The organism is Bradyrhizobium sp. AUGA SZCCT0283, assembly GCF_018130385.1.
Lineage (GTDB): Bacteria > Pseudomonadota > Alphaproteobacteria > Rhizobiales > Xanthobacteraceae > Bradyrhizobium.
In genome coordinates this window covers 177,760-193,731 of the sequence record NZ_JAFCLU010000003.1, presented here as the reverse complement: position 1 = coordinate 193,731, position 15,972 = coordinate 177,760, and the positions used below count along the sequence as shown (strand labels likewise).

The following is a 15,972-nucleotide window of genomic DNA, read 5'->3' as shown; positions in this document are numbered from 1 at the left end:
GTATTTCTTGTCGTGAGGGCCAGGCCAGCAACGGGCCGGAACAGCCGCGCGCGCGTCTTTCGCGCAGCCTTGCCGTGCCTTGGGCTGATCGCCCTGACGGGAACCGCCGCGCAAGCGCAAACCGTCACGCCGGACCTGTTCAGCTCAACGCGCACCAGCCAGGTGACATCGCCGGACTCGCCACTGCGCCGGACCGCGGCGGAGGCGAACGATCCGCTCAATAGTCCGAAGCTGCAGGAGCGTGACAAGCCGGCGTCGTCGCGGATCGGGCAGATCCCGAAATACGGTCTGCCGGCCGCGAGTGGAGCTGCCGATTCCGGCTACGACTCGCTCAACCGCAAGCGCAGGAAACCGAAATTCTATCCGGGGCAGGCGAAGCCGAAGCCGCCGGTCGGTCCCGGCAGTCCACCGCCGCCGATTGCGTCGAACACGCGGCTGCGGCTTTCGATTCCTCCGTCGGAGTCGGCGCACAAAACGCCGATCCCGCCGGCGATGGCGGGCACGGTGGTGGGGCAGCCGCCACGCAAGCGCCTGCGGATCGACGACGATCCGTTCGGCGCGGTCGGCGATTACGCCGGCAGTTTCCTGATCAAATCCGCGGTCGAATTCTCCGGCGGCTACGACACCAATCCCGGCCGGCTCGCGGCGGCGCAGGGCAAGCCGTTCTACGTGATCGCGCCGGAATTCCTCGCGGTCTCCGACTGGGAACGCCACGCGCTGGTCGCCGATCTCCGCGGCTCCTTCACCGGCTACACCAGCAATCTCACGCCGAATGCCGACGGCACGCCGCTGTCGGCGCCGCTCGATATCGATCGGCCGAGCTTCACCGGCCATATCGACGGCCGGCTCGATGTCAGCCGCGACACCAGGCTGACCGGGCAAGGGCGGCTGTTTGTCTCGACCGACAATCCCGGCAGCCCGAACGTGCAGGCAGGGATGGCCAAGTATCCGATCTACACCACGGTCGGCGGCACCGTCGGCGTCGACCAGAATTTCAACCGGCTGCAGGTTTCCGCCGGCGCCACCGTCGACCGCACCGACTATACCAACTCAAAGCTCACCGACGGCACTTCAACGACCAACGACGACCGCAACTTCAGCCAGTACGGCGGCGTCGGCCGCGTCAGCTATGACTTGAGGCCTGGCCTGAAGCCGTTCGTGGAGGTGCAGGGCGACAACCGTGTGCATGACGTCAAGCTCGATCGCGCCGGTTACGCGCGCGATTCCACCGGCGGTTACGTCAAGGGCGGCACGAGCTTCGAATTCTCGCGGTTGTTGACCGGCGAAATCGGCGTCGGCTACGCCGCGCGCGATTATGCCGATCCGAGGCTGAATCGCCTGGAAGGCCTGCTCGTCTCGTCTTCGCTGGTCTGGACCGCGACGCCGCTGACGACGGCAAAGTTCTATTCCGACACCACGATCGCAGAGACCACGCTGCCCGGCACGTCGGGCGTGCTGACGCACATCTACACCGTCGAAGTCGACCACGACTTCCGACGCTGGCTGACCGCGATCGGCAAGTTCACCTGGGGCACGCTCGACTATCAGGGCGACAACCGCCACGACAAGATCTACACGCTCTCGGCCGAGGCGATCTACAAGATGAACCGCAACGTCTGGCTCAAGGGCACGCTGCGCCGCGATTGGCTGGATTCGAATTTGCCGGGGAACAGCACGGCGTCAACGGTGGTGATGCTGGGCGTGCGGCTGCAGAATTGAAGACGCATAATCCCTTCCGATTGCGGGGAGGGCGTCTCTTTGGGGCCACGGCGACTGCAAACAAAAACCCCGGCACAAGGCCGGGGTTCTGGAGTATCGTGCAGGCAATCGTGCCTTACGGGCAGGGATGGCGGAAGCCGTCGTTGCCCAGATAGGTCATGCTTTGGGGATCGTACGAACGAAAGCGCTGCATGCAATAGCCGATGGCGTCGCGCCGCTGCTGCTCGGCGGCGCTCGCCGCGATCGCGCCGCCGACGATGGCCGCGCCGATTCCGATGCCGACCGCCGCGCCGACACCGTCACCTCGGCCCCAGCCGCCGCCCCGGCCTCGACCCCGGCCGCGCTGCGCGAAGGCCGGAGAGACGCCCGCTGCGACGAAGGCGCCGGTCGTGGCAACCATGCCGAATGCGTACATGAATAGCAGCGCACCGGCCGCCAAGACGCGTGTGATACGCCGGCGCACGGAATTGCCCGTTCCCTGAGTTCTCATATTGTCGCCCTTCTCTGTGATCCCAAACATAATGCCCATCTGGGTCACGATGGGCGTTGATCTGGGTCGAGCGAGGTTGCGGGCAATGCGATGAGGTGTCTATGCACATCGCGGCATACGTGGGCTGCCCCACGCATCCATCAGCTTTCACTGCAGGGGTGAGGCCGGCGACGGCGGTCGTCACCTCGGCAGCGTCGTCGACCCCATCAAGTACTGATCGATCGCCCGCGCGCACAGCCGCCCCTCGCGGATCGCCCACACCACCAGCGACTGGCCGCGGCGCATGTCGCCGGCGGAAAACACGTTGGGCAGCGAAGTCTTGTAGTCCTGCATATTGGCGCGGACGTTGCCGCGTTGGTCGAGGTCGACGCCGAGATTCTTCAGCATGCCCTCGTGCACCGGATGCACGAAGCCCATGGCGAGCAGCACGAGCTGGGCTTCGAGTTCGAATTCGGTGCCGGCGATCGGCTTGAACTTGTCGTCGACCTGGACGCAGTGCAGCTTCTGCACCTTGCCGTTCTCGCCGGAGAATTTCTGCGTCAGCACCGCGAATTCGCGTTTGGCGCCTTCGGCCTGGCTCGACGAGGTCCGCATCTTCAAGGGCCAGTTCGGCCAGGTGATGCCCTTGTTCTCGTGCTCGGGCGGTGCCGGCATGATTTCGAGCTGGGTGACGGATTTGGCGCCCTGCCGGAACGAGGTGCCGATGCAGTCCGAACCGGTATCGCCGCCGCCGATCACGACGACATGCTTGCCTTCGGCGAGAATCTCCTTGGCGCCGCCGAGCGGCTCGGAGGAGACGCGGCGGTTTTGTTGGGGCAGGAAATCCATCGCAAAGTGGATGCCGTCGAGGTCGCGGCCTGGAATGGGCAGGTCGCGGCCGGCTTCGGCGCCGCCAGTCAGGGCGACTGCGTCATACTGGTTCAGCAGTTCGCGGGGATCGATCGCGCCTTGCGAGGTGCCGCCGACATGGACGCCGTAATGGAACGTCACGCCCTCGGCTTCCATCTGCGCCACGCGGCGGTCGATGACGTGCTTTTCCATCTTGAAGTCGGGAATGCCATACCGAAGCAATCCGCCGGCCTTGGCGAATTTTTCGTAGACATGGACGTCGTGGCCGACGCGCGCGAGCTGCTGCGCGGCCGCAAGTCCCGCGGGTCCGGAGCCTACGATCGCGACCTTCTTGCCGGTCTTGGCCGGCGCAATCTCGGGCTGCAGCCAGCCATTTTCCCAGGCGCGATCCACGATGGCGCATTCGATGGTCTTGATGGTGACCGGGTTGTCGTCGATGTTGAGCGTGCAGGACGCTTCGCACGGTGCCGGACAGATGCGGCCGGTGAACTCGGGGAAATTATTGGTCGAGTGCAGGTTGCGCGAGGCTTCTTCCCAATTGCCCTGATAGACGAGGTCATTGAAATCGGGGATCTGGTTGTTGACCGGGCAGCCCGGCGTGCCCGGCGCCACCGAGCCGGTGCCGTGGCAATAGGGGATGCCGCAATTCATGCAGCGCGCGGCCTGGTCGCGGGTATCCTTCTCGCTCAAGGGAATGACGAATTCGCGATAATGCTTCAAACGCTCGGCGACCGGCGCATACTTGCGGTCATGCCGGTCGATTTCCAGAAAACCTGTGATCTTGCCCATTAAACTCTGACGTCCCTGCATCTTCCTTGACCCCAGGTTCGAGAGGGCGCAAGCGCCTCCTCACCATGAGGAAATGTCCAGACTTTTCCCCTCATCCTGAGCAGCGGCGCGTTGCGCCGCGTTTCGAAGGATGAGGCCCCGATTACCTAGGCCCCGATTGCGATTTTTGGTTCGGCGTCGGCGTTCGCCTTCATTTCCTTCAGCGCGCGGCGGTATTCCACCGGCATCACCTTGCGGAATTTCAGGAGCCACGTCTTCCAGTCGTCGAGGATCTCGGCCGCTTTCTTCGAGCCGGTCAGCTTGGCGTGGCGCGTGATCAGGATGTGCAGCCGCTCGATATCGGACTCCAGCAGATTGGCGAACACATCGACCCGGCCATGCGCCTCGAGATCGCCGGAGTGATTGTAGGTGCCGGCGTTGATCAGCTCTTCCGACAGTACCGGCTCGAGTTCGACCATCGAGAGGTTGCAGAGCTTCTCGAAGTCGCCGGCCTCGTCCAGCACATAGGCGACGCCGCCCGACATGCCGGCCGCGAAGTTGCGCCCGGTCTTGCCCAGCACCACGACGATGCCGCCGGTCATGTATTCGCAGCAATGGTCGCCGGCGCCTTCGACGACCGCGATCGCACCGGAGTTACGCACCGCAAAGCGCTCGCCGGCGATGCCGCGGAAATAGCATTCGCCCTCGATCGCGCCGTACATCACCGTGTTGCCGACGATGATGGATTCTTCCGGCACAATGCCGGAGTTCCGCGGCGGCTTGACGATGATGCGGCCGCCGGAAAGGCCCTTGCCGACATAGTCGTTGCCTTCGCCTTCGAGATCGAAGGTGACGCCGCGGGCGAGCCAGGCCCCGAATGCCTGGCCCGCGGTACCCTTCAGGCTGACCTGAATGGTGTCATGCGGCAGCCCGGCATGGCCGTAGATCTTGGCGACCTGACCCGACAGCATCGCGCCGGCGGAGCGGTCGGTGTTGTTGATCTCTTCCTCGATCTTCACCGGCGCGCCGCGGTCGAGCGCGGCCTGCGCCTTCTCGATCAGGCGGCGGTCGAGCACCTTCTCCAGATGATGGTTCTGGGCCTCGGCGTGATGGATCTTCTGGCCCTTCTCTTCCTTCTGGCGGACGAACAGTTTTGAGAAATCGAGGCCCTTGGCCTTCCAGTGCGCCACCAGCGTGGACTGGTCGAGCATCTGGGTCTGGCCGACCATCTCGTCGAACTTCTTGTAGCCGAGTTGCGCCATGATCTCGCGGACTTCCTCGGCGACGAAGAAGAAGTAGTTGATGACGTGCTCGGGCTGGCCGGTGAAGCGCTTGCGCAGCACCGGGTCCTGCGTCGCGACGCCGACCGGGCAGGTGTTGAGGTGGCACTTGCGCATCATGATGCAGCCGGCCGCGATCAGCGGCGCGGTGGCGAAGCCGAATTCATCGGCACCCAGCAGTGCACCGATCACGACGTCGCGTCCGGTGCGGAAGCCGCCGTCGACCTGGACCACGATGCGGCTGCGCAGCCGCTCGCGCACCAGCGTCTGGTGGGTTTCGGCAAGGCCGATTTCCCACGGGCTACCTGCATGCTTGATCGAGGTGAGGGGAGACGCGCCGGTGCCGCCCTCGAAGCCCGCGATGGTGACGTGGTCGGCGCGCGCTTTCGCAACGCCCGCGGCCACGGTGCCGACGCCGATTTCGGAAACCAGCTTGACCGAGACCTGACCGTCCGGATTGACGTTCTTGAGGTCGTAGATCAGCTGCGCCAGATCCTCGATCGAATAGATGTCATGATGCGGCGGCGGCGAAATCAGGCCGACACCCGGCGTCGAATGCCGCACGCGCGCAATGGTCGCGTCGACCTTGTGGCCGGGCAACTGGCCGCCTTCGCCAGGCTTGGCGCCCTGCGCCATCTTGATCTGCATCATGTCGGAGTTGACGAGATATTCCGTCGTCACGCCGAAGCGTCCCGAGGCGACCTGCTTGATCGCCGAGCGCATGCTGTCGCCGTTCGGCAGCGGCTTGAAGCGGTCGGCCTCTTCGCCGCCTTCGCCGGTGTTCGACTTGCCGCCGATCCGGTTCATGGCGATCGCGAGCGTGGTGTGCGCCTCGCGCGAGATCGAGCCGAAGCTCATCGCTCCGGTGGCGAAACGCTTGACGATGTCCTTGGCCGGCTCGACCTGGTCGAGCTTCACGGGCTTGCGCTTCTCGTCCTCGGCGGTCTTGATCCGGAACAGGCCGCGCAGCGTCAACAGCCGCTCGGACTGCTCATTGAGGATTTTTGCAAAGGCCCGGTAACGCTCCAGCGAGTTGCCGCGCACGGCATGCTGCAGCGTGGAAACGGATTCCGCCGTCCAGGCATGGTCCTCGCCGCGGGTGCGGTAGGCATATTCGCCGCCGACATCGAGCGCGGTCTTGTAGACCTGAGCGTCGCCGAATGCGTCCGTATGGCGGCGCGCGGTTTCCTCGGCGATTTCGGCCAGGCCGACGCCCTCGATGCGGGTGTGGGTGCCGGCAAAATACTTCGCGACGAAATCGGCCTTCAGTCCGACGGCGTCGAAAATCTGCGCGCCGCAATAGGATTGGTAGGTCGAGATGCCCATCTTGGACATCACCTTCAGCAGGCCCTTGCCGATCGACTTGATGTAGCGCTTGACGATTTCATAGTCGTCGAGCGAGCCCGGCAGGCGGTCCTTCATCGCGATGATGGTTTCGAACGCCAGGTAGGGATTGATCGCCTCGGCGCCGTAGCCGGCCAGACAGGCGAAATGGTGCACTTCGCGCGGCTCGCCGGATTCGACGACGAGACCGACCGAGGTGCGCAATCCCGTGCGGATCAGATGATGATGCACGGCGGCGCAGGCGAGCAGCGAGGGAATCGGAATCCGGTCCGAGCCCGCCATGCGGTCCGACAGGATGATGATGTTGACGCCTTCGCGCACCGCGCCCTCGGCGCGGGCGCAGAGTTCGTCGAGCACCTGCTCCATTCCCGCCGCGCCGAAGCCGGCGTGGAAGGTGGTGTCGAGCGTGCGCGACTTGAAATGGGTGTCCGCGACGTCGGAGATCGAGCGGATCTTTTCCAGGTCCGCGTCGGTCAGGATCGGCTGACGTACTTCGAGCCGCTTGGTCGAGGCCATGCCCTGCAGGTCGAACAGGTTCGGCCGCGGCCCGATGATCGAGACGAGGCTCATCACGAGCTCCTCGCGGATCGGATCGATCGGCGGGTTGGTGACCTGCGCGAAATTCTGCTTGAAGTAGGTGAACAACGGCTTCGGTCGGTCCGACAGCGCCGAGATCGGCGTGTCGTTGCCCATCGAGCCCGCGGCTTCTTCGCCGGTGGCCGCCATCGGCGTCATCAGGATGTTGATGTCTTCCTGCGAATAGCCGAACGCCTGCTGCCGGTCGAGCAGCGGCAGGTTCGAGCGGATGCCCTTGGTGGGCGCGTCGGGCAATTCCTCCAGCACCAGCTGGGTGCGATGCAGCCAGTCGCTGTAGGGATGGCTCTTGGCCAGCGTCGCCTTGATCTCGTCGTCCGGGATCAGGCGTCCCTGTTCGAGATCGACCAGCAGCATCTTGCCGGGTTGCAGCCGCCACTTGGTGACGATCTGGTCCTCGGGGATCTTGAGCACGCCCATTTCGGACGCCATCACGATGCGGTCGTCCCTGGTGACGAGATAGCGCGCCGGGCGCAGCCCGTTACGGTCCAGCGTCGCGCCGATCTGGCGGCCGTCGGTAAAGGCGATCGCGGCGGGGCCGTCCCAGGGCTCCATCAGGGCCGCGTGATATTCGTAGAAGGCGCGGCGCTGCTCATCCATCAGGGGATTGCCGGCCCACGCTTCCGGAATCATCATCATGACCGCGTGCGGCAGCGAGTAGCCGCCCTGCACCAGGAATTCGAGCGCGTTGTCGAAGCAGGCGGTGTCGCTCTGGCCTTCATAGGAGATCGGCCACAGCCGGCTGATGTCCTTGCCGTAGAGCTCCGAATGCACGGAAGCCTGGCGCGCCGCCATCCAGTTGACGTTACCGCGCAGCGTGTTGATTTCGCCGTTATGGGCGATCATCCGGTAGGGATGTGCCAGCGACCAGGTCGGGAAGGTGTTGGTCGAGAAGCGCTGGTGCACCAGCGCCAGCGCGCTTTCGAAATCCGGCTCGTGCAGATCGGGATAGTACTTGCCGAGCTGGTCGGCGAGGAACATGCCCTTGTAGATCACGGTGCGGCACGACAGCGAGACCGGGTAATAGCCGGCCAGCCCGCGGTCGCGGCGCTGATAGATCGCCTGCGAGATCGACTTGCGCAGGATGTAGAGCCTGCGTTCGAATTCGTCCTCAGTCTTCGCCGTGCCGTTGCGGCCGATGAACACCTGCATGTGATAGGGCTCGGTCGGCTTGACGGTTTCGCCGAGCGAAGCGTTGTCGGACGGCACGTCGCGCCAGCCTAGCAGCACGAGGCCCTCTTCCTTGATCTGTTCGGCGATGATGCTCTGGATCACCTTTCGCCACGCCGTCTCCTTTGGCATGAACAGCGCGCCGATGGCGTATTGGCCGGGCTCCGGCAGCTTGAAGCCGAGTGCTGCGGCCTTGCGGGCGAAGAAGGCATGCGGGATCTGCACGAGAATGCCGGCGCCGTCGCCGGCGCGCGGATCGGCGCCGACAGCGCCGCGATGCTCGAGGTTGCAGAGAATGCTGATCGCGTCGGAGACGATCTGATGCGACTTCTTGCCCTTGATGTTGGCGATGAAGCCGACGCCGCAGGAATCCTTCTCCATGCTGAGGTCGTACATGCCCGCGGCCGGCGGGCGCCAGCTGTGCTCGCGTGGAGAATCTTCAAGCAAAGTGTCGGCCGGTTTCGAGGCCGCGGTCGCCGACAGTGTTTCTGCCACGATGTTTTCGCGCTCGAATTCCGACCCGCTCATCTCATTCCTCTCAAAAAGGCTAAGGGCCTCACCGCATCGTCGGCGCACCATGGACGCTTGCGGCACCCACCGGGCCACCGCTCGTCGTCCGCGAGCCGCAATTTCTTAAATTCAGGCTTGGGCGTTCAACGTCCCTGAGGAACGGCCTTGCCTGCACTGCCCTGGAGCTCGTGGCGCCACGGTTTCGTTGCAATCCCTGTGCCGGGACCGCCCCGCAATTGAGACAGCGATACTGTCCTAACTCCGACCATGCCAAATTTTTGTCTATCACACAAGCGCGTGAAAGTCCTCGCCCGCATGCAGATCGGCGCTTGGCGGCCGGGGAAAAAACCGCCGGCGGGGGTTTGCGGCAGCGGCGCCCCGATCCGGCCCAAGGACCGCCGGATTTCGCAATGAAAACTTGGCCCGGGCCGGCAGGCGAGCAAGCGAAATGCTCCCGCTCAGGCCCGGTGGCTGCGGGGCTTACAGGAGCTTTCGGTGATGAAGTTTTTCACGGGATCTTTGGCGGCGGGACTGGTCCTTCTGGCGGGCAGCGCGCAGGCGCAGGTGCCCGGGCCTTACACGGCGGCATCGGATTTCGACGCCCCCTACGCGGTGGCACCGCAGCCGGTTCCCACGCCGCACTACGGACCCGGGCCGCGCTTCGGATACAGCCCCGGCCTGCTGCCGTCGACGGAAGTCTATTCCGTGCTGCGCGATAACGGTTTCTCGCCGCTCGGCATCCCCAGGCTCCGCGGCTTCGTCTACACGATTGCGGTGATCGACCGCGGCGGCGAGGACGGGCGGCTGATTATCGATGCGCGCAACGGCCGGATCATCCGCTTCCTGCCGGCCTACCGCATGGGCGACAATTACTACGAGGAGCAGAGCGCGCTCCACGGATCCTCCGGGGCTGCTCCGCCGCAGGCCCAAGCGCCGCTCGATGTCCAGGCCGCGTCGCGGCCGTCACGGCCAGCTCCTCATGTAGCGAGCCGGGCGGTGCCGATGCCGAAGGCCAATCCGATCGCATCCAAACCCGCTGCCGCGCCGATCAAGCAGGCGGCAGCGCCAGCGCCGAAGCCGGCCGAGGTGCCGGCAGCCGCGGCGGTGACGACCGGCTCGGTTCCGGCCAAACCCGCCCCGCAGATTGCACCGACCCAGGACATGCCCGCGATGCAGGGGCTGGAGTGAATATGTAGCCCGGACAGAGCCGACGGGCTACGTACCTACGAACCAAAAAACGCCCCGGTCCTCCCGGGGCGTTTTCATTGCGCTGAGCTATTCGTGCGCGCCTGCGGCGGCCAGGATCAGGTCGGCGACCTTGTCGGGCTGCGAGACCAGCGACAGGTGGCCGGCCTCCAGTTCGACCGTCGTGGCGTTCATGCGCTTGGCGAGAAACCGCTCGAGGTCGGGATTGATGGTGTAGTCGAGTTTTGACACCGCATACCAGCTCGGCCTGCTGCGCCAGGCGGCAGCGGTGGTGCGGCCGGTGAACAGGGAAGCCGCGGTCGGCTCCTGCACGGCGTAGAGGACTTCCGCGGTCTTCCGGTCGACGCCATTGGCGAAGTATTTCAGGAACGCGTCCTCGGACAGTTTGGTGAAGCCGTCATGTTCCTGAACGCCGGCGCGCGCGGGACCTGCCGGAAACTTCTGGGACAGCGCCACGAAATCCTCGCCCGCATCGGGCGCGCGCGCCGCGATATAGACCAGCCCCGTGACCTTCGGGTCGGTGCCGACTTCGCTGATGACGGTGCCGCCCCAGGAATGCGCCACCAGCACGGTCGGGCCGTCCTGCTGCGCCAGCGCGCGGCGCGTGGCGGCTACCGAATCCTCCAGCGAGGTCAGCGGATTCTGGACCGCGGTGACGTGAAGTCCCGCCGCCTGTAGCCGCGGAATGACCTCCGACCAACTCGATCCGTCGGCCCAGGCGCCATGCACCAGCACGACGTTCTTGGCCTTGACCGGTGCCGCGGCCAGCGCCGTCTGCGCGCTGAGCGATCCGGCAAGGATGCCGGCAATAACTGTCAGTGTTCGTAAGCTCTTCATCGATCTGCTCCGTGTCCGTTTGCCCCGGCTCACTCGCCACTTCGATGAAAGCAGCCGCGTCGTTACGGCTGTCACGCCGACGTGAGCCACTTGAGGCCCTGCAAAATTGCGGATCAGGAATGCGCGCAAAAAAAAACGCCCCGGTTTCCCGGGGCGTTTTCGCGTTCAGCCAATACCGGCCGAAAACTTGACCGCCTTACGCGGCGACCGAAGCGTCGACCACCTGCGGGGCCTGCGCGCCGGAATTGATCGGAATGCTGCGCGGCTTCTTGGCCTCGGGGATCTCGCGGACGAGATCGACGTGGAGCAGGCCGTTCTCGAGCGAGGCGTTCTTCACCTGCACGAAATCGGCAAGCTGGAATACGCGCTCGAAGGCACGCGCCGCGATGCCGCGGTAGAGCACTTCGGAATTGTCCTTGCCGTTCTCGTTGGCGGTTTTCTCGCCCTTGATCGTCAGCGTGTTTTCCTTCGCGACGATCGAAAGCTCGCCTTGCGAGAAGCCGGAGACCGCAACGCTGATGCGGTAGGCATTCTCGCCGGTGCGCTCGATATTGTAGGGGGGATAACCGGGGCTGCCGTCTGCAGTCGCCTGGTCGAGCAGGCTGAAGAAGCGGTCGAAGCCGACGGTGGAACGATAGAACGGGGTGAGATCGTAGGTACGCATGGGTAGTCCTCCATTGAGCGACTGTTTCAAGTAACCCGCCCGCCATCGGGCCGGGCCGTAGTCTGGTGCAGCCTTTGGTTTTGGAGCCTTAGGTTTTGAAGCCCTTGGGGTTTGAAGCCCTTGGGTTTCGGTTCCGAAACACTGGTAGCGGCCTGCACAGAAATGATATGGGAGGGGTGAAACGGCGTTCAAGAGGGGCGAAACAGGCCCCTTTTTTGCGCTCTCGCCTTGATTTCCAGCCCTTTTCACCTAGCCGGTTGCCGTCATGACGCTCGTCTCTATCCCCGCCAATCCGGTTCCGGAGGACGTCGTCTCAGGCACCATCAAGACGCCCGACGGCGCGGAATTGCGGTTCGCGCGCTGGGCGCCGCCGGCGGGGCGCAAGGGCACGGTCTGCGTCTTCACCGGGCGCAGCGAGCAGATCGAGAAATATTTCGAGACGGTGCGGGACTTGCGCGATCGCGGATTTGCGGTGGCGATGATCGACTGGCGCGGCCAGGGGCATTCCTCGCGCCGGCTGCGCGATCCGCGCAAGGGCTATGTGCGCGACTTCGCCGATTTCGAGGTCGACGTCGAAACCTTCGTGCAGCAGGTGGTGCTGCCGGATTGCCCGCCGCCCTATTTCGCGCTGGCGCATTCGATGGGCGGGGCGGTCATGCTGCGGGTGGCGCGTGCGGGAAAACGCTGGTTCGACCGCATGGTGCTGTCGGCGCCGATGATCGACCTGCCGGGGCGCACGACGGCGTTCCCGGCGCGGGCGTTGCTGCGGCTCATGCGGCTGATGGGGCAGGGCGGCCGCTACGTGCCCGGCGGCAGCGACGCGCTGACCGGAACGGAATCCTTCATCAACAACCCCTTCACCAGCGATCCCGTGCGCTACGCGCGCAACGCCGCGATCCTGGAAGAAGACCCGACGCTGGGCATCGGCTCGCCGACGGTGGCCTGGGCCGATACCGCGTTCAGGGCGATGCACACCTTTCGTGGCGCGACCTATCCGTCCGAAATCCGCCAGCCGATCCTGATGCTGGCCGCCAGCAACGACACCATTGTTTCCACCGCCGCGATCGAGGAATTCGCCTATCATCTGCGCGCCGGCTCGCATCTGGTGATCGCGGGCTCCAGGCACGAGATCCTGCAGGAGCAGGACCGCTACCGCGGGCAATTCTGGGCGGCGTTCGACGCTTTCGTGCCGGGCACGCCGCTGTTCAAATAGTTGCTTGCCGTGATTTGAGCCGGTTCAATCGGACGCGAACCGCGCTGGCGGTAGTTTGGGTCTGGAGAATGCCGTCATGATTCGTGGAAGCTGCCTGTGCGGCGCCGTCAGGTTTGAAGTCGATAAGGTACGATCGATCACACACTGCCATTGTGCCAATTGCCGCAAACTTACCGGCGCGGCATTCGCAACGTACGCTCACGTCGAAGTTGACAAGTTCCGATTTTCGGCTGGCGAGGACATGACCGTGCGCTATGAATCCGCGCCCGGCAGTTTCCGGTATCGTTGCAAGATCTGCGGCTGCCTGACGCCAGGCAAGGCAAGTTATCTGAAGACGGTCAGTATCCCCGCCGGTTTGTTCGACGACGATCCCAAGGCTCGGCCGCTCCTGCACGTATTTACGTCGTCGCGTGCGCCCTGGTGGACGATTCAGGACGACTTGCCCCAGCATGAAAAATGGGTTCCGGGCTACGGGCCGAAGCCGTAGCGAATGCGTGGCCGGCCGCACCCGCCTGCGGCAGTTATCTTCCAGCCCCCGGCTTCGGCAGCCGCGCCGTGATCCGCTCGGGCAGCCGGCGTTCGACGAACAGGGTCCTGACCTCGGCGACGCTGAGATAACGCTCCTCGCCTTCGCCCTTGCCGAGGATTTTCAGCAGCACAGGCCATTCGCCCTTCATGAGGATCGGATAGTACCAGCGCGCCGCATCGCCGTCGCGCTTGAGATTGGCCTTCATGAAGGTGTCGATCTCTTTCGCCGTCAGGCCGCGCTCGATGCCGCCGGCAGGATCCTTGCGGTCTTTGCCGAAGCCGGCGAGCCGGGCGATTTCGTCCTCATGAACCTTCGCATCGACGTCGAGAATGCGCGAGCCGCCGCCATGCTTGTCGAGCGGGCCATCGCGCAGTTCGTCGAGCACCGCGCCGGAGGTTGCGCTTTTCAACACGCGCAGCGGCCCGAGACCGTTCGCAATGACGGCGACCATCCGGGTTTCCATCCGCACCTTGTTTTGGGCAGAGCCGGTTTCGCCGCTTGCCAATCCGATCATTTCGGAGAGCTGCGAAAGCGGCACGACGTGACCGCCGACATAGCCGTTGGCGACCAGCGCGCGCAAAAACGGGCAGGGATTGTTGGGCGAAACGGGAATCTGTCCGGCCGGCGTGGCGCCCGGAGCAGTACCGATGGGGTTGTCCGACATGGCTTCAAATCCTCAAAGCGCCAAGTATGAAAATCGGTCCGCTGCCAAGGGAAAGCGGATGACGGTTCTGAAAAAGGGAATTCAGCGGCGCGCTACTTCAGCGTGTAGGCAAGTTTTGGCGGAATTCGACGCCATGTCAACCGACGGCCTGTCCCATTCTCAGGAATCGGCGGCAAGCCTTGGAGCGGATTCGACCAGCGTCAATTTACTGAAGGGAAGGCCGGCCTTTACGAGGCCGTCGCGGAAATGGGCAATGTCGGCCGGAAGCTTCCAGTGAAAATTCCGCAAGTAGCGTTCGACGGTCAGGGTCGGGTAGTTGCTCAGCACAACCCCGGCCGCATTTGCCGCCTCGTCGGCGCGTCCCAATTGGGCGAGCGCTGCGGTCCGTATCGTGAGCGCCTGCAGATGATTGGGATTGGCGTACAGGGCCTCGCGCGCCCATGACAGCGAAGCGTCATATTGGCCGAGCAGGTAATGGCTGAACGCGTTGAACGTCTCAAATTGGTATCGGGGATCGCTGTTGCCACGCTGCGCTGCCATCGTAAACAATTCGACGGCGGCCCGATGTTCACCGCTGTAGAGATGACACGCGCCAAGTACGCCACGTGCGCCCATGTCGTAGGGGTTGAGCCCGACCGCCCGTTTGGCAGCATCCATCGCCGCCTCGTAATGCCCTTCCAGCGCGTGCAGATAGGCCAGAATCTGAAACGCAAAGGACGAACGGGGATCGAGCCGGACGCTGCTCTCCGCGAGACTCATCGCGGTATCCCACTCTTCGCGCGTGCCCTTGATCCACCCGAAATGGATCGCCTGGGTCAGGATGGTGGCGAGATAGGCACGCGCGATCGACAGCGTCGGATCGAGCGCGATGGCTTCCTTGAACAGGCCGATCGCGGTTTCGAAATCCGCCTTGGTCTGCAGGTAATAGTAGGAAAGCCCTTTCAGGAATCGATCCCATGCGGTGATGTCGTTCGATGAGGAGCGAGGCGGGGCGGACGCTTCCGCCCGGTAGATCTCGGCCGCGATCGCCGCGGACAGGCTGGTGGTGAGCTCATCCTGCATCGCGAACAGGTCGCCGATGTCGCGGTCGAACCGGCCGGTCCACAACTGCTCGCCGGTCTCAGGTGCGATCAACTCGGCGGTGACGCGAATCTTGTTGGCGGCGCGGCGTACGGAGCCCTGGATCAGGTAGCTCGCATCGATCTCGCGCGCGATCAGGCGCGTGCTCACATTCCTGCCTTTAAAGGAGAAGGTCGAGTTGCGGCTCAGCACCCGGTAGAACGATTGCAGTGAAAGCGCGTGGATCAGGTCCTCGGTCAGCCCGTCGGAAAAATACTCGTCCGCGCTTTCGCTCAGATTCGCAAACGGCAGCACGCCCACGATCGCCGTCCGATACTGGGCTGGAAGATTGGCGACCGATGTTCCGGTCGAGGCTCTGGGCGCAGGGCCGCTGGCGTCGGAGCCGGCGGGCTGCCAGGTCCAGACCTGGATCGGCTCGTCGATGTTCTTGAACCGGTGGGGGCCGGCGTCAACCAGCGCGACGCTGAGGCGTTTGCCCGCCTCATGGCAGGCCTTGCCTGAAACCGCCACGCCGCCGGGGGCGGCGACCGATTCGAGGCGGACGGCGATGTTGACGTCGTCACCGAACACCTCGTCCTCGTCGGCCATCACGTCGCCCATGTGGATACCCATGCGGAACTGCATGGACCGATCGGCAGGGAGGTGCTCGTTGCGCTCGGCCATCACCATCTGCATCGCGATCGCGGCCTCGATGGCGCCGACGATAGAGGGAAATTCAAGGAGGAAGCCGTCGCCGGTGTTCTTCACCAGGCGGCCGCCATTATTGAGGATGATCGGGTAGATCGCGGTGCGATGGGCCTTGAACGTGGCGTGCGTGCCCGCCTCGTCGACCCCCATCATGCGGGAATAGCCGGCGACGTCAGCACAGACGATGGCTGCCAGGCGTCTTTCCATGTCCCCAGTATATCCCCAACGGCGCCGGAATGGGCAGGATAACCACTACGTGGTCGGCCGACCAATTCCAATGTTTATAAAATATGCGCAATCTGATGGAAGCCCGATTTGCTCATGATAGTACTGCAAACCGTCTGGAATGGCACACGCGCAATTTAAGG

The 15,972-nt window shown here is 64.2% G+C and carries 10 protein-coding genes and 1 pseudogene; 4 read left to right on the top strand and 7 right to left on the bottom strand.

The window, feature by feature from the left end; translation table 11 throughout:
• Positions 1-12 precede the first annotated feature (12 nt).
• On the top strand, positions 13-1,719 hold the full coding sequence (locus JQ624_RS06405; protein ID WP_212418008.1) for an outer membrane beta-barrel protein: 1,707 nt from the start codon (positions 13-15) through the stop codon (positions 1,717-1,719).
• Between the two features lie 115 nt (positions 1,720-1,834).
• Here the strand turns inward: JQ624_RS06405 and JQ624_RS06400 are convergent, their stop codons facing one another.
• The 3 genes from JQ624_RS06400 to gltB form a co-directional block, all read right to left on the bottom strand.
• Positions 1,835-2,209 (bottom strand): BA14K family protein, encoded by a 375-nt coding sequence (locus JQ624_RS06400; RefSeq protein ID WP_212418007.1) that lies wholly within the window; start codon positions 2,207-2,209, stop codon positions 1,835-1,837.
• A gap of 180 nt (positions 2,210-2,389) precedes the next feature.
• Positions 2,390-3,847: a glutamate synthase subunit beta gene (locus JQ624_RS06395; protein WP_212418006.1), complete on the bottom strand. Its 1,458-nt coding sequence runs from the start codon at positions 3,845-3,847 to the stop codon at positions 2,390-2,392.
• A gap of 146 nt (positions 3,848-3,993) precedes the next feature.
• Positions 3,994-8,742 (bottom strand): glutamate synthase large subunit, encoded by a 4,749-nt coding sequence (gltB, locus tag JQ624_RS06390; RefSeq protein ID WP_212418005.1) that lies wholly within the window; start codon positions 8,740-8,742, stop codon positions 3,994-3,996.
• A 480-nt stretch (positions 8,743-9,222) separates the two neighbouring features.
• Here gltB and JQ624_RS06385 point away from each other — a divergent pair, with 480 nt between their 5' ends.
• Positions 9,223-9,912, top strand: coding sequence for a hypothetical protein (locus JQ624_RS06385; RefSeq protein WP_212418004.1), 690 nt, complete (start codon positions 9,223-9,225; stop codon positions 9,910-9,912).
• Between the two features lie 87 nt (positions 9,913-9,999).
• Here JQ624_RS06385 and JQ624_RS06380 read toward each other — a convergent pair whose 3' ends face one another.
• Positions 10,000-10,767: an alpha/beta fold hydrolase gene (locus JQ624_RS06380; protein WP_212418003.1), complete on the bottom strand. Its 768-nt coding sequence runs from the start codon at positions 10,765-10,767 to the stop codon at positions 10,000-10,002.
• A 196-nt stretch (positions 10,768-10,963) separates the two neighbouring features.
• Entirely contained in the window at positions 10,964-11,431 is a 468-nt protein-coding gene (locus JQ624_RS06375) for an Hsp20 family protein (protein WP_212418002.1), read from the bottom strand.
• A 265-nt stretch (positions 11,432-11,696) separates the two neighbouring features.
• Between JQ624_RS06375 and JQ624_RS06370 the strand changes: the two genes are divergently transcribed.
• Together JQ624_RS06370 and JQ624_RS06365 are read left to right on the top strand one after the other, a co-directional pair.
• Positions 11,697-12,644, top strand: coding sequence for an alpha/beta fold hydrolase (locus JQ624_RS06370; protein WP_212418001.1), 948 nt, complete (start codon positions 11,697-11,699; stop codon positions 12,642-12,644).
• Between the two features lie 76 nt (positions 12,645-12,720).
• Positions 12,721-13,131, top strand: coding sequence for a GFA family protein (locus JQ624_RS06365; RefSeq protein WP_212418000.1), 411 nt, complete (start codon positions 12,721-12,723; stop codon positions 13,129-13,131).
• 49 nt (positions 13,132-13,180) lie between these two features.
• Here the strand turns inward: JQ624_RS06365 and JQ624_RS06360 are convergent.
• Both JQ624_RS06360 and JQ624_RS06355 read right to left on the bottom strand, forming a co-directional pair.
• Positions 13,181-13,837 (bottom strand): annotated as a pseudogene (locus JQ624_RS06360) (cytochrome C); the annotation flags it as partial.
• A gap of 159 nt (positions 13,838-13,996) precedes the next feature.
• Positions 13,997-15,811 carry an adenylate/guanylate cyclase domain-containing protein gene (locus tag JQ624_RS06355; protein WP_212417998.1) on the bottom strand — a complete coding sequence of 605 codons (1,815 nt, stop codon included), beginning with the start codon at positions 15,809-15,811 and terminating at the stop codon, positions 13,997-13,999.
• Positions 15,812-15,972: the final 161 nt, after the last annotated feature.